Source organism: Rhizobium sp. Leaf311 (genome assembly GCF_001423445.1).
Classification (GTDB): domain Bacteria; phylum Pseudomonadota; class Alphaproteobacteria; order Rhizobiales; family Rhizobiaceae; genus Agrobacterium.
Map to the genome: position 1 here is coordinate 126,728 of NZ_LMNZ01000001.1, position 13,840 is coordinate 140,567.

The window sequence follows — 13,840 nt, forward strand, 5'->3', positions numbered from 1 at the left end:
AGGAGCATAGCATGAGCCAGGATTTCAGCGGCCAGACGGTCGTCATTACGGCGGCAGGGCAGGGGATTGGCCGCGCGACGGCGGAACGCTTCATCGGGCTTGGCGCAAGGGTTATCGCCACGGACATCAATGAAGCGGCACTGGCGACGCTGAGCGGTGCTGAAACGCGCGTTCTCAATGTTCTCGATGGTGCGGCTGTTTCAGCGCTCGCCGCCGAAATCGGGCGGGCGGATGTTCTTTTCAATTGCGCGGGCTTCGTCCATGCGGGCACCATTCTGGACTGCGAGGAAAAGGACTGGGATTTCTCTTTCGACCTGAATGCGAAGGCCATGTACCGCACTTGCCGCGCGTTTTTGCCTGCCATGCTGGAAAAGGGCAAAGGCGCCATCGTCAACATGTCCTCGGTCGCATCCAGCGTCAAAGGCGTGCCAAACCGCTTTGCCTACACCGCGTCAAAGGCAGCCGTCATTGGCCTGACGAAGTCTATCGCGGCGGATTTCGTGACCAAGGGCATTCGCTGCAATGCCATCTGCCCCGGCACGGTCGATAGTCCGTCCCTGCATGAACGTCTGCGGGCAAAGGGAAATTATGAGCAGGCGCTGGCGGATTTCATCGCCCGTCAGCCCATGGGCCGCATCGCCAAGCCGGAGGAAGTCGCGGCCCTCGTCACCTATCTCGCGTCAGACGAAGCGGGCTTTACCACCGGCCAGATTCACGTCATCGACGGTGGCTGGACGGCATAGCGCCGCCTTTCGAGCATCCAGACAAGACAACGAAAAACGGCGGGCCTTGCGGACCGCCGTCTTTGTTACGTCTGTTGATTAGAGGATCGCCTGGCCTGCCATCAGTGCAAGCACGAGGAAGATCAGGAACACGACCACGGCGATGAAGAACAGAATCCGTGCGATGCCGGCAGTCGCTGCCGAAATGCCCGTAAAGCCGAATACACCGGCAATCAGTGAGATAACGAAGAATATAAGAGCCCACTTCAACATGGCCGGTCCTCTTTCTGATCAATTGGTGCGGTCGAGCGCCCACGCAATCGACCTGCACCTATTGACGCGAAACGGTGCCAGCTAGTTCCGAACTTTGTGAAATAATCTTTTCAATCGCGCGCAATTGGCTTTCAAGCCGTGCCTTGGGCCTTGTCGGTGGCTTTGGCTTGCAGCGTGGTGCGGATGAAGGCGAGGATGAAGAACAGGGTCATGATCAGAACGATGGTCGGCGCAGGCGCGCTGTCGATCAGGAAACTTGCCCATATGCCGGTGATGGATGCGATGACGGCAACGCCAATGGCGACCAGCATCATGCTGGAAAAACGACGGGTCAGCAGAAAGGCAATGGCACCGGGTGCCACCAGCATCGCTACTGATAAAATGATGCCGATGGCCTGCAGCGCGCCCACCACCGTCAGGGACAGCACGGCCAGGAGGCCGTAATGCAGAAGGCGCACCGGCAGGCCGATGGCTTTTGCGTGCTGCGCATCGAAGGCATGGACCAGCAGATCCTTGCGCAGCACCACCAGAAAAGCCGTGGCGGCGAGCGCAATCAGGCCGGTTTCCACGATGTCGCCCAGGGCCACGCCAAGCATGTCGCCAAACAGGATGTGGTCCAGATGCACATCGCTCTGCACCTTGACGTAAAGCACCAGCCCCAACCCGAACATGCCGGAAAAGACAATGCCGAGAACCGTGTCTTCCTTGATGCGGCTATTTTCTTTCAGGAACCCTGTTGCCAGCGCACAGATCATTCCCGCCACAAATGCGCCGATGGAGAAGGGAATGCCGATGATATAGGCGATGACAACGCCCGGCAGCACGGCATGGGAAACCGCGTCTCCCATCAGCGACCAGCCCTTCAGCACCAGCAGACAGGACAGCATGGCCATGGGAACGGCAATCATCAGCGTGATGATGAAAGCATATTGCATGAAGGGAAGCTGGAACGGCAGAATTGCCAGTTGCATGTTTTCGCTCATGGCGCGGTCTCCAGCGCCGCCTTCGCCTTGGCGCGTGAAGCGAGGTAGCCGTGCTTGGGCGCAAAGATGAAGGCGGTGAGGAAGATCAGGGTCTGCAGCACGACAATGATGCCGCCGGTTGCGCCATCGAGGAAATAGCTGAGATAAGCGCCGGTGAAACTGGTCGCCGCGCCGATGCCGAAACTCATGCCGATCAGCCGCTCGAAACGGTCCGTCAGGAGATAGGCGGTCGCGCCGGGGGTAACGACCATCGCAACCACCAGAAACGCGCCAACCGTCTGCAACGCAGCGACGGTGGACGCCGCCAGAAGCGTGAAGAAGATGATTTTCAGCAGCTCCGGGTTCAGCCCCACCGTGCGGGCGTGGTTTTCATCGAAGAACACCACCATGAAGTCCCGCCATTTCAGCGAGAGGACAGCCAGGCTGATGCCGCCGATCAGCGCCAGTTGCAGCGTGTCCTCAGGCGTAATCGCCAGAATGTTTCCAAGGACGATGGTCTGGATGTTGATGGAGGTGGGCGACAGCGACACCATGAACAGGCCAAGGCCGAAGAAGGAAGTGAAGATCAGGCCGATGATCGCATCTTCCTTCAGCCGTGTCTTCTGGTTGAGGAACAGCATGGATCCCGCCGCCAGTCCGCCGGAAATGAAGGCTCCCAGTGAGAAGGGCAGGCCCAGCATATAGGCACCGGCAACGCCGGGCACGATGGCATGGGACAGGGCATCGCCGATCAGAGACCAGCCTTTCAGCATGAGATAGGCAGACAGAAAGCCGCAGACGCCGCCCACAAGCGCGCTCACCCATATGGCGTTCAGCATGTAGGAATAGGTGAAGGGCTCAAGCAGGGTATCAATCATGGCCCTTGTCTTTCAGCGTCTTTTTGGCCTTCGCGCTCTTGTCGTAAATCACGAAGGGCCGCTCGTCATCGGTAATGACCTTTACCCGCCGCGGGTCGGCATCGTCGTGCAGATCGGCCCCGCCAAGAATGAAGTGGCGCAGGCTTCCACCGAATGCCTTTTGCAGATTGTCTTCGGTAAAGGTCTTTTCGGTCTTGCCGGCAGCAATCACGGTTCCCTTTACGAAAACGGTGCGGTCGCAGAAATCCGGCACGCTGCCGAGATTATGGGTGGAAACCAGCATCACGCGCCCTTCGTCACGCAATGCCTTCAACAGCGCCACGATCTGCTCTTCGGTGTTGACATCAACGCCGGTGAACGGCTCATCGAGAAGAATGACCTGGCCTTCCTGCGCCAGTGCCCGCGCCAGAAACACCCGCTTTTTCTGCCCACCGGAGAGTTCGCCGATCTGGCGCTTGCGGTACTCCACCATGTTGACGCGTGCCAGCGCCTCATCCACCATCTGGTGGTCGCGTCTGGAGGGAATGCGCAGAAAATTCATGTGGCCGTAGCGGCCCATCATGACCACGTCTTCCACCAGCACGGGGAAGCTCCAGTCCACTTCCTCCGCCTGCGGAACATAGGCAACGAGGTTCTTGCGCAAGGCTTCGCGGGCTGGCATGTCAAAGATGGAAACGGTGCCGGCGGCAAGCGGTACGAAGCCCATGATCGCCTTGAAGATCGTGGATTTTCCCGCGCCATTGACGCCCACAAGTGCTGTGATGGTGCCGCGAGGGATGGAGAAGCTGGCGTTGCGGAGCGCCGTGTGGCCATTGCGATAGGTAACTGTCACATCCGCAACCGTCAGTCCCGTTTCGCTTCCCTTGCGTTTTCCCATCATCATTTGGAAAGGCCTTTCACAACGGTCTGCGTGGTTACGCGCAAAAGGTCGAGATAGGTCGGGACAGGCCCATCCGCCTCGCTCAGCGAATCCACGTAGAGGATGCCGCCATAGGCCGCACCCGTTTCCTTCGCCACCTGCTTTGCCGGGTCCGGGGAAACCGTGCTCTCACTGAAAATCACATGAATGTTGTTTGCGCGCATGGCGTCGATGACACCGCGCACCTGCTGCGGCGTGCCCTGGCTGTCGGCATTGACCGGCCAGAGAAACAGTTCCTTCAGCCCGAAATCGCGGGCGAGGTAGGAAAAGGCGCCTTCGCTCGTCACCAGCCACCGCTTTGCCTCGGGCAGCGCCGCAATGGCATCGCGCATGGGCTGGATTTCGCTTCTGATCTTGTCGGAATAGGCCTTGGCATTGGCAGCGTAGAGCGCCGCATGGTCAGGATCGATCTGGGTCAGGCCCTTTCTGATGTTCTCGACGTAGATCAAGGCATTGTCGGGCGACATCCAGGCATGGGGGTTGGGTTTCCCCTGATAGGCCCCGCCGCTGATCGATATTGGCTGAACGCCATCGCTGACGGTCACGTTCGGAACGTCCGCAAGGTTTGCCAGAAACTTCTGGAACCACAATTCAAGGTTGAGTCCGTTCCACAGAACGAGATTGGCATTGCGGGCCTTGAGGATGTCGCGCGGCGTTGGCTGGTAATTGTGAATTTCCGCACCGGGCTTGGTGATGCTTTCCACATCTGCGGCATCACCTGCAACGTTGCGGGCCATATCGGCGATGATGGTAAAGGTGGTGACGACCTTTGGCTTGTAGCTTGCCGCAGCCGCAAATGGCAGAAAAACCGTTGCAATACAGAGGAAAAGCCGAAGCGCCATTGATGTCATAGGCCTATAAAACTCCTAATGCGATTAATTCGCAATATCAATTTGGGAATTTTGTCGGGCATTGTCAATGATATTGCAAATCATTCGCAATAATCGCGTCGATCGCTTGTCCAAGTCTTTTTTTCTCGGAATCCAAAAATGGTCCAACCGAAGGGCCAGATTTGTATGTGAGTTAAATCTTCTTCAATGAGAACACGTCAGAATTGATGACTGCACGGAAGCAGCATTGCTGCCCCGCGCTATATCGTTTCGCAGTTCGCTGCTTTGGCGATCCGCAGATGATGGGCATTGAACGGGGTAGTGAATGTCGGGACGTTCGACGTGAAAGCAGTGTTCAAGAGAATACGGTTTTCTCGAAAGTTCGTATTGATAAGTGGCGGGATCCTCCTTCTTGGCGGAGCGTCCGGCGTTGCCGCCGTTTTTGTGGGCAAGGAACGTCTGTTTGGCCCTGCCGAAGCGTCGATCAATGGCCTCGAATGTCAGATGGTGCAGACCGTCAATATCCGGAAAAACGGCGCAGTCTGGGTGCGCAAGTTCATTCGCACCGAAGGCGGAGATGGCACGGAGCGTGTCAGGACCGCGCTGCGCGTTGCCAAGGCCGTTTACGACAAGCAGAAGCCGGATCTCGTTCAGGTCTCTGTGCTCGACAAAAACGGACCGACCATGCGCGCAGACATGCGCGGACGCGCAATCGCAGCACAGGTCGTCTATATCGCTGACGTGAAGAAGCTGCCGGAAGACGCCGATGCCAAGTCCTATTCCGCCTATTATTACGATGGCGATCCGAATGGCGAAGGGCTTTTCTACGGTTTGAGGATCGATCTTCCGCTGGAAGATACCGAACATCTTTCCGCCAGCCTCAATGATTTCTCAGACTGTGTCGAACCGGTGGTCGAAACGCCATCCGATGGTCATGGCACTGCGGCGGACGGACACGGAAAGGCGGGCGACGGCCATGGTGAAACCAAGAGCGATGGCCATGGAGACGGCGGCGGTCACGGCGAAAAGGCGCCTGCGGGTGACCATGGAGAGGCCGCGCCTGAATCCGCCCATGGCGAAACCCCTGCCGCCCATGGCGATCATCCAGCGCCTGACGATCCCGGCCTCGTAACCTCTACCCCGGAGCAGGACAATGTCAGCATTTTCAGCTTCGCTTACATCAAGTCGTTGATCTTCGGGAAAGGCTCGACCACGGCGGTCGCCGCGGAGCAACATCAACCGCCTGCCGAAGAGCCAGCGGCTGCTCATGGAGAGGCTGCGGCAGAAGGCGATGCAGCGGCGCAACACGCGCCAGCCGCGCCTGCGCCAGAACATTGATCGCCGTCCGTCGGCGTTAAACGCTATCCCTCACACCCGTCCTCGCCGCAGCCACCCACCCGTTTGCCGGAGACAAAAAAGCCGAAGGCTTTGCGGCCTCCGGCTTTGAAATCAAGATGATCGTGGTCTGATCAGTCCGCCTTCTGACGACGGGCCGGGAAGAGGATGACGTCGCGGATGGACGGCGCGTTGGTCAGCAGCATCACCAGACGGTCGACGCCGATGCCGAGGCCACCGGCTGGCGGCATTCCCTGGTCGATGGCGTCGAGGAACTCGTCGTCCAGTTGCTTGTCCTTTTCGCCACGGGCGTGGGCCTGTTCCAGCTGCTCCACCATGCGGCGGCGCTGTTCTTCCGGATCGTTCAACTCGGAAAACGCATTGCCGACTTCCCAGGCGTTGCAATAGCTTTCGAAACGCTCGACCAGACGTGGTTCGCCCGGAACTTCCTTGGCAAAGGGCGAAATGTCCTTCGGGAAATGCGTGACGTGGCTCGGCTGGATCAGCGTGCCCTCGACCTTTTCTTCAAAGATGAAAGCGAGGCATTCGCCCCATGTCCAGTCCTTCTCGACTTCGAAACCGGCAGCCTTTGCAGCAGCGCGAGCCTCTTCGTCGGTCTTGATGGACAGGAAGTCGATGCCCGTCGCTTCCTTCACGGCGTCAGGCATCGGCACGCGCTTGAACGGACCCTTGAAGGAAATCGTCTTGCCCTGGAATTCCAGTTCCGTCGTACCATGGATGGCAATGGCCAGCGTCTCGAACATGCGCTCGACCAGACCCATGATGTCTTCGTAGTCGGCATAGGCCCAGTAGCATTCCAGCATGGTGAATTCCGGATTGTGCCGGGTGGAAACACCTTCATTGCGGAAATTGCGGTTGATTTCGAAGACCTTGTCGGACAGACCGGATACCAGCGTGCGCTTCAAGAACAGTTCCGGCGCGATACGCAGATACATTTCCTGCTTCAGCGTGTTGTGGAAGGTCTTGAACGGATCAGCCGTCGCGCCGCCATAGACGGTCTGCAGCATCGGCGTTTCCACTTCAAGGAAAGCCTCGTTTTCCATGAAACGGCGAATGCCGGAAATGATCTTCGAACGCTGCTGGAAGCGCAGCTTGGATTCCTCGTTGGAGAGAATATCCAGATGGCGCTTGCGATAACGGATTTCGATGTCGGAAATACCGCTCCACTTTTCCGGCATTGGCAGCAGAGACTTGGTCAGCATGGTGATTTCTTCGGCATTGATCGTCAACTCGCCGCGCTTGGTGCGACGCACCTTGCCGGTCACGCCGATGATATCGCCGATATCGATCATCGGCAGCAGGTCACGCGCCGCTTCCGGCGTCGTATCCTTGTGGGAGAAGATCTGCACCTTGCCCGAGGCGTCATGGATATCCATGAACATGCCGGAGTTGCGCGAGGAGTAAACGCGACCCGCAACCGTCACCGTATCGCCGGTTTCCACGTCAGGCTCGATATCCGCATATTTTTCGGCCAGCTCGGCATTGGTCAGCGTGCGGTGAAAATGGGCAGGGTAAACATCGCCGATCTTCTCACGCAGCATCGCCAGCTTCTGGCGGCGCACTTCGGTCACATCGGAGGAGAGGGCTGTCGTTTCGGTTGTCTTGTCGGTCATCTCTATCGCCTTTTGGCAAGTTGTTCTGTGTGCTGGTGTGGCACTATCATTTTTCGTCGCAACACCCGCCTCCGTCATCCTCAGACCTCTCCGTCGTCATCCTCGGGCTTGTCCCGAGGATCTACCAACGGAGCAGCACGTTCGACGTCCAATACCTGGCACCCAAGGCCGATCCTCGGGACAAGCCCGAGGATGACGGGGTGCGGCGGATGACGAGCGTGGGGACGGGTGGCAGGACCAAGCCGCGTCGCCCGCTTTACGTTCCAGCGCCAACCATGGACGCCGCGACCGCAATCGCCACCTTCAACCGCTGACGCACAACCGAGCGGCCCAGAAGCGCCATAGTGTCGAACAGCGGCAACGAACGGGACGAGCCGGACATGGCAACGAAGAGCGGTGGCGTTACCACGCGCAGCTTCTTGCCGGTGCGTTCGGCCACATCGCGCAGTTCCTGTTCGATGGACTCAAGCGTCCAGTCCGGCATCTTTTCCAGGTCAGCGGCAACCGTGGTCAGGATTTCGTGGATCTCTTCCGGCTTGCTCTTCAGGCCAGCGAAGGATGCGGGCGTGAGGCCGACATCGCTCGACAGCAGGAAGCCTGCAAGGTTTGGCAGATCGCCGAGCTTGGAAATGCGGCTCTGGGAAAGCTTCAAGCCCTCGGTCAGACGCGCATTTTCCATCGCCCATTCCAGCGTGCGGGCAATGAACTCGTCCTGGGTCAGCTTTTCACGCAGCCAGCGGCCATTCAGCCAGTCCAGCTTCTGAATGTCGAAAATAGCGCCGGCCTTGGAAAGCGCTTCCGGATCGAACTTGCCCGCCAGTTCTTCCATGGTCAACAGCTCTTCGCCTTCACCGATCTGGATGAAGAACAGGCCGAGGAAGTTCATCAGCGCTTCCGGCAAATAGCCGAGTGCGGAGTAGTACGAAATGGATGTCGGGTTCTTGCGTTTCGACAGCTTGGATTTGTCGGCATTGCGCATCAGGGACAGATGCATGAATACCGGTTCCTGCCAGCCGAAATAGCGATAGAGCAGAATGTGCTTGGGCACGGAGGCCAGCCATTCTTCGCCACGCGCCACATGGGTGATCTTCATCAGATGGTCATCGATGACATTGGCCATGTGATAGGTCGGCATGCCGTCGGCCTTCATCAGAACCTGCATGTCGACGCTGTCCCAAGGGATCGAAACATCGCCGTAGACACCATCGTTGAAATCGCAGGAGCCTTCTGCGGGGATCTTCATGCGCACGACAGAAGCTTCACCGGCGGCAACGCGGGCGGTCACTTCCTCGGCCTTCAGATGCAGGCAAAGCCCATCATATTTCGGTGGCTTGCCAGCGGCGCGCTGCGCCTCGCGCATCTCGGCCAGCCGCTCTGCCGAACAGAAGCAACGGAAGGCATGGCCCTTTTCCAGCAGTTCCTCGGCGTAAGGCTGGTACATGTCCTTGCGCTCGGACTGGCGGTAAGGACCATAGGGGCCGCCGACATCAGGGCCTTCGGACCATTTCAGGCCGGTCCATTTCAGCGCCTCCAGCACTTTTTCCTCATATTCGCGCGTGGAGCGCGTCGCATCGGTGTCTTCGATACGAAGAATGAATTCACCACCGTGCTTCTGGGCGAAGAGGTAGTTGAAAAGCGCGATATAGGCTGTGCCGACATGCGGCTCGCCGGTGGGGGAAGGTGCAATGCGGACGCGGACGCCGGAAGTGGTCATAAGGGCCTGCTCAATGAAAATACGCGCCAAAAGGGGCGATTGCTTCAATCTCGGAATGAATTGGCCTTAGCACATATTCTTGGGCGAGCGTCAAGGTTTTTAGGGTTTTTGTGGCGGCGGCGCGGGTTCCCATTCCAGCAAAGCGAGTTTGGCCTCCGCCCTGCGCGCTGCATTGGTAACGACGTCCTGATACGTCTTCGTACCTGTTTCCAAAAAGACGGAAAGCATCCTGTCGGCGAGCTCCTTGCCTTTTGTGAGCATCTCGATGCGCTGTTGCCTGGTCAGTTGCGTCGCCTCTGCCTCGCCATAGCGGATGAAGCTCACCGCAAGTTTCATGTTCACATAATTCTTGCCAGCTTGTGAATCGTCCGATGTGGCCTTCGCCAAGGCCTGCTGCTGAATGTCTAGGCCTTCGCGAAGATCGTCTTCCGTGCCGAACACCTCCCCACGCAACATGTGGGAATCGCCAAGATTGGAAAGCGTTTCCCAACTGACCTCTCCATCGAGCTGCTTCTGTTCGTCTGCCGACATCTGGTCGAAGCGAAGCGCTTTTTCCACATCCGCCCTGTCGCGGGAAATAAAGGCAACGCGGCCATAGATGGTCCCAAGGCTTCCCGTCAGCGATTGCTGCACCTGTGCGTCCACCTTGTTCTTGTAGCGTTTTTCGGCCTCTTCCAGCGCGGCAACGCCACGACGCAGATAGGTCAGCTTTTCATCGCCTTCGATAATTTCAGACGCATAGCCGTAGCTTCCGGCCAGATCCTGCGCGTAGTAGATTTCAGAATAAGGTTCCCCGGTCGTATCCCTGTCATGCGCTATCTGCGCCAGTTCTATGCTCAGCAGCAGCTTGCCGATATCCGATGACCAGCGCCCGATTGTTTCCACCGCCCCGCCGGCATTTCGAGCGGCATTTATCATGCAGTTGGTATCGTTGACCAACCGGCACAAGGCCATTCGCGCCTCCACGATCTCGGTCGTGAAGGCATCCTTGAAGAGGAAGGCCGGATTATAATAGCGCTCCGGCTGCTTGATGAGGCTTGCAATCCAGTACTGGTCGAGAACGGAAAGGGCTGCCTGCGGCGCGTTGCGTGGTGCGGTTTCGATGGCTTCACGCAGGGCAGCAACCCCCATTGCCACGGCGTTCTCCTGCCCGGACTGCTTTTCTGCGTCATCATCCGTCATCAACAGCAGCGGCAGCTGCGATGCAGCCTCTGCCAGTTTCGCCGTCCTTTCAAGGGGTGAAAGCGTCTGCGGCTTTTCACAAAATCCTAACGTAACGCCATTCTCTACGCTGTCCTTCAACAGCTCGCCGGCCCTCGCGCAAAAAGCGACATCGCCGGGATAGTGAAACCGCTGCAGAATAGGCATCGAAATATCGGCTTCTCTGCCCTTCTCGCCAATGAAGGTCCATTTGTCCGGCATGGCCGCTTCGGTGCGCGTGTCGGCCACCGGCTGGGGCACGTGAAGTTTTCCCCAGAAGGCCGCGCCGAGAAACAGGACCAGCAGGCTAGCGAAGACCACATGCGGCACAGATTTCATCGTTTCCCGCCATCTTTGAAAAAGGCCCGCCGTGAAGCGAGCCTTTGCCTATTGTGAAAGGTGGTGTCGCAGTTAGTGCAGGGTGCCCTGCTTTTTCTTGCGACGTGCATTGCGCGATACCATGTTGAGCACTTCCACAAGTGCTGAGAAGGCCATGGCGGCGTAGACGTAGCCCTTGGGAACATGGAAGCCCATGCCTTCGGCAATCAGCGTCGTACCGATCATCAGCAGGAAGGCCAGCGCCAGCATGACGACGGTCGGGTTCTTTTCGATGAAGTTGGCAAGCGGGTTGGCCGCCAGAAGCATCACGGTGACGGCGAAGACGACAGCGACGACCATGATCGGCACATGCGGTGTCATGCCCACTGCGGTGATGATGCTGTCGAGCGAGAAGACCAGGTCGAGCAGAAGGATCTGCGCAATGGCCGACGAGAAGCTGGCAACGGCCGTGCCGACCATGTCTTCCTTGTGGTCTTCCGGGTCCACATTGTGGTGAATTTCCTTGGTCGCTTTCCAGACCAGGAACAGGCCACCGCCGATGAGGATCATGTCCTTCCAGGAGAAGCCGTGACCGAAGAGTTCGAAAACAGGCTCGGTCAGCTGTACGATCCATGCCACCGTGCCCAGAAGGCCAAGGCGCATGATCAGCGCAAGACCGATACCGATGCGCCGTGCCTTTTCACGCTGATGCTCGGGCAATTTATTGGTGAGAATGGAAATGAAAATCAGGTTGTCGATGCCAAGCACAACCTCCATGACGATAAGGGTGACGAGGGCCACCCACGCAGCGGGGTCGGATAAGAGAGGGATTATGGAATCCACGAGCCAGTGTTCCTTTTCAGCTTTTGTGCTTCGACAATTCGAAATGCCGCAGTTTATATTCGATTACGCGAGAAACAAGCGTGTGACATTACCCTAATGCCACATTTTCAAGCTATTTCGCGCAATGCGAGAAACCCGGTTGCTGAATGGTGTCAGGCCTTCTTGGTTCCGTAAGCCGCCATAAAAACCTCGATTGCGCTGGAGAGTACCCTTCCGGCCTCTTCCGGTGGCGTGTCGCCGGTCAATTCGCCAAACAGGCGCATCTTGAAAAACGTGCCCGTGGCGAGTTCTATGAACTGGCGGGCGGCAAGGTCCACATCATCGGTCTGCAACGTTCCCTGGTCGATGTGATGCTGGAGAAAGTCCCGCAGGACAACCCGCACATTGTTCGGTGCGGCCACGAAAAAACGCTGCGAGAGTTTGGGCATGCGGTCGATGACGCCAAGCGCTGAGCGCATGGCAGGTATCATGTCCGTGCACGTCACCTTGTGAATGAATGCCTCACCGAACTGCCGCAGGCCGTCTCGAACCTCCTCGGTTCCAGCCAGAATGTCACGCATGGAATGGGCAAACTGCGCGCGGTGACGGTCGATCAGGGCGGCAAAAAGCTCGTCCTTGTTCTCAAAGTAAACGTAGATCGTTCCCTTGGAAACGCCGGCTTCGCGGGTAATGTCGTTCATGCTGGCGGCATCGAAGCCCTTTCGCTTGAACACCCGCCAGGCACCGTCGATGATCTGTTCCCGCTTTGCCGGATCTTCGCCCGCAGCAAATCGGCCCGCAGGATTTGCGGCGCAGATGTCGTCCGTTGGCTTGTCGTCGGTCACTTTCAGATCCGTCCGCTGTTTTAGATTCTGTTCAATATATCGAACCAAACGGTTCGATGCGACTTGATATGTGTCACAAAACAGATTAAGTCAATCGAACCGAACGGTTCAGTTCGAAGTTGTTTCTTTTTCACATTGAATGGTGTTCCCATGTCCGCTCAGAAAAGTGGTGCAGTCCGCGCAGTCGATGCGTCCGATGAGGCCGAGGCCCGCACGCTGGATGCAAAGCCCGCTTCGGGGCAGGAGGCACCTCAGGCTGCCAAGGCCGCAGAGCCGGAGAAGAAAAAGCGCAAGTCTTTCGTCCTGCCCATTGTTGCCCTGGCGCTTCTGAGTGCTGCGGGCTGGTATGGATATAACTGGTGGACAGACGGGCGCTTTCTGGTTTCCACCGATGATGCCTATGTCGAAGGCGATATCGCCGTCATCGCGCCGAAGGTCTCGGGCTATGTCGCCAAGGTCGATGTTGTCGCCAACCAGGAAGTCAAGGCAGGCGATGTCCTGCTGACGCTCGACGATGGCGATTATCGCAATGCGCTTGAGCAGGCGCAGGCCCAGCTTCAGACGCAGCAGCTCTCGCTTGCGCGCATCGATGCCCAGATTGCCGGTGCGCAGGCCTCGCTTCAGCAGGCCGTGGCACAAAAGGGCTCGCTGGATGCGGCCTTGCGCGGAGCAGACATCAATCTCAAGCGCGCCAGCGAACTCCAGTCCAAGGATGTCGGCACCGTCGCCTCCACCGACAATGCGCAGATCGCCATGGAACAGGCCAAGGCAAACCTTGTTGCCGGTGAAGCCAGCGTCGTTTCGGCCCAGGCCAATATCGATCTGTTGAAGGCGCAGCGCAAGGAAGCCGAAGGTTCGGTCAAGACGCTGGAGCTTGCCCGTGACAAGGCCGCCCGCGACCTGTCCTTTACCGTTCTGCGCGCACCCTATGATGGCGTCATCGGCAATCTGTCGGTCCAGACCGGAGATCTCGTCTCCGTCGGCAAGCGCCTCGCTTCGCTGGTGCCGATGGATGATCTCTATATCGATGCCAATTTCAAGGAAACGCAGTTGGCGCAGATCGAGCCGGGCTCCAAGGTGCGCGTGCATGTGGATGCCTTTGGCGATCACGACATAGAAGGCACCGTGCAGTCCATTTCGCCAGCGTCCGGCTCGGTCTTTTCGATGCTGCCGCCTGAAAATGCCACGGGCAACTTCACCAAGGTCATCCAGCGCGTTCCCGTGCGGATTGTCTTTTCGAAGGAAGATCTGGCCAAGCACCGGCTGCGCGCGGGTCTGAGCGTCGTCGTCGATGTCGATACGCGCACTGCGCCGGATGCGACACGCACGGCGCAGGCGCAGAATTCGTCGAAGTAGTTTGATTTCATGCCGTTTCCCGCGCAGGGCCG

General features: G+C 58.1%; 13 protein-coding genes. 3 read left to right on the plus strand and 10 right to left on the minus strand.

Annotation, left to right across the window (positions count from 1 at the left end; genetic code table 11):
* The first annotated feature begins 11 nt into the window (after window positions 1-11).
* Complete coding sequence (locus ASF69_RS00555; RefSeq protein WP_062584316.1) at window positions 12-743, plus strand: SDR family oxidoreductase; 732 nt, start codon at window positions 12-14, stop codon at window positions 741-743.
* A 78-nt stretch (window positions 744-821) separates the two neighbouring features.
* Here ASF69_RS00555 and ASF69_RS22635 read toward each other — a convergent pair whose 3' ends face one another.
* The 5 genes from ASF69_RS22635 to ASF69_RS00575 form a co-directional block, all read right to left on the minus strand.
* Window positions 822-995: a DUF1328 domain-containing protein gene (locus tag ASF69_RS22635; protein ID WP_045228307.1), complete on the minus strand. Its 174-nt coding sequence runs from the start codon at window positions 993-995 to the stop codon at window positions 822-824.
* A gap of 131 nt (window positions 996-1,126) precedes the next feature.
* On the minus strand, window positions 1,127-1,978 hold the full coding sequence (locus tag ASF69_RS00560) for a metal ABC transporter permease (RefSeq protein WP_062584318.1): 852 nt from the start codon (window positions 1,976-1,978) through the stop codon (window positions 1,127-1,129).
* Window positions 1,975-2,835: a metal ABC transporter permease gene (locus ASF69_RS00565; protein ID WP_062584320.1), complete on the minus strand. Its 861-nt coding sequence runs from the start codon at window positions 2,833-2,835 to the stop codon at window positions 1,975-1,977. The genes ASF69_RS00560 and ASF69_RS00565 overlap by 4 nt, the downstream gene beginning before the upstream one ends.
* Entirely contained in the window at window positions 2,828-3,718 is an 891-nt protein-coding gene (locus ASF69_RS00570) for a manganese/iron ABC transporter ATP-binding protein (RefSeq protein WP_062584322.1), read from the minus strand. The genes ASF69_RS00565 and ASF69_RS00570 overlap by 8 nt, the downstream gene beginning before the upstream one ends.
* Window positions 3,715-4,596, minus strand: coding sequence for a metal ABC transporter substrate-binding protein (locus tag ASF69_RS00575; protein ID WP_244475379.1), 882 nt, complete (start codon window positions 4,594-4,596; stop codon window positions 3,715-3,717). Before ASF69_RS00575 ends, ASF69_RS00570 begins: the two co-directional genes overlap by 4 nt.
* 330 nt (window positions 4,597-4,926) lie before the next feature.
* On the opposite strand from ASF69_RS00575, the gene ASF69_RS00580 reads away from it, so the two are divergent.
* A complete protein-coding gene (locus ASF69_RS00580) occupies window positions 4,927-5,922 on the plus strand; it encodes a hypothetical protein (protein WP_156461944.1) in 996 nt (331 codons plus the stop codon).
* A gap of 131 nt (window positions 5,923-6,053) precedes the next feature.
* Here the strand turns inward: ASF69_RS00580 and lysS are convergent, their stop codons facing one another.
* From lysS to ASF69_RS00605, 5 genes are all read right to left on the minus strand, one after another.
* Window positions 6,054-7,553: a lysine--tRNA ligase gene (gene lysS / locus ASF69_RS00585; protein WP_062584326.1), complete on the minus strand. Its 1,500-nt coding sequence runs from the start codon at window positions 7,551-7,553 to the stop codon at window positions 6,054-6,056.
* 256 nt (window positions 7,554-7,809) lie between these two features.
* Entirely contained in the window at window positions 7,810-9,267 is a 1,458-nt protein-coding gene (gene gltX, locus ASF69_RS00590) for a glutamate--tRNA ligase (protein ID WP_062584328.1), read from the minus strand.
* A 99-nt stretch (window positions 9,268-9,366) separates the two neighbouring features.
* The gene (locus ASF69_RS00595) at window positions 9,367-10,806 is read right to left on the minus strand and encodes a hypothetical protein (protein WP_062584330.1); all 1,440 of its coding nucleotides are present in this window, start codon (window positions 10,804-10,806) and stop codon (window positions 9,367-9,369) included.
* A gap of 72 nt (window positions 10,807-10,878) precedes the next feature.
* A complete protein-coding gene (locus tag ASF69_RS00600) occupies window positions 10,879-11,628 on the minus strand; it encodes a TerC family protein (protein ID WP_062584332.1) in 750 nt (249 codons plus the stop codon).
* Between the two features lie 152 nt (window positions 11,629-11,780).
* Window positions 11,781-12,452, minus strand: a complete 672-nt coding sequence (locus tag ASF69_RS00605; RefSeq protein WP_200939014.1) for a TetR/AcrR family transcriptional regulator — start codon at window positions 12,450-12,452, stop codon at window positions 11,781-11,783.
* Window positions 12,453-12,602: 150 nt separating this feature from the next.
* Here ASF69_RS00605 and ASF69_RS00610 point away from each other — a divergent pair, with 150 nt between their 5' ends.
* Complete coding sequence (locus tag ASF69_RS00610) at window positions 12,603-13,808, plus strand: HlyD family secretion protein (protein WP_062584334.1); 1,206 nt, start codon at window positions 12,603-12,605, stop codon at window positions 13,806-13,808.
* Window positions 13,809-13,840 lie beyond the last annotated feature (32 nt).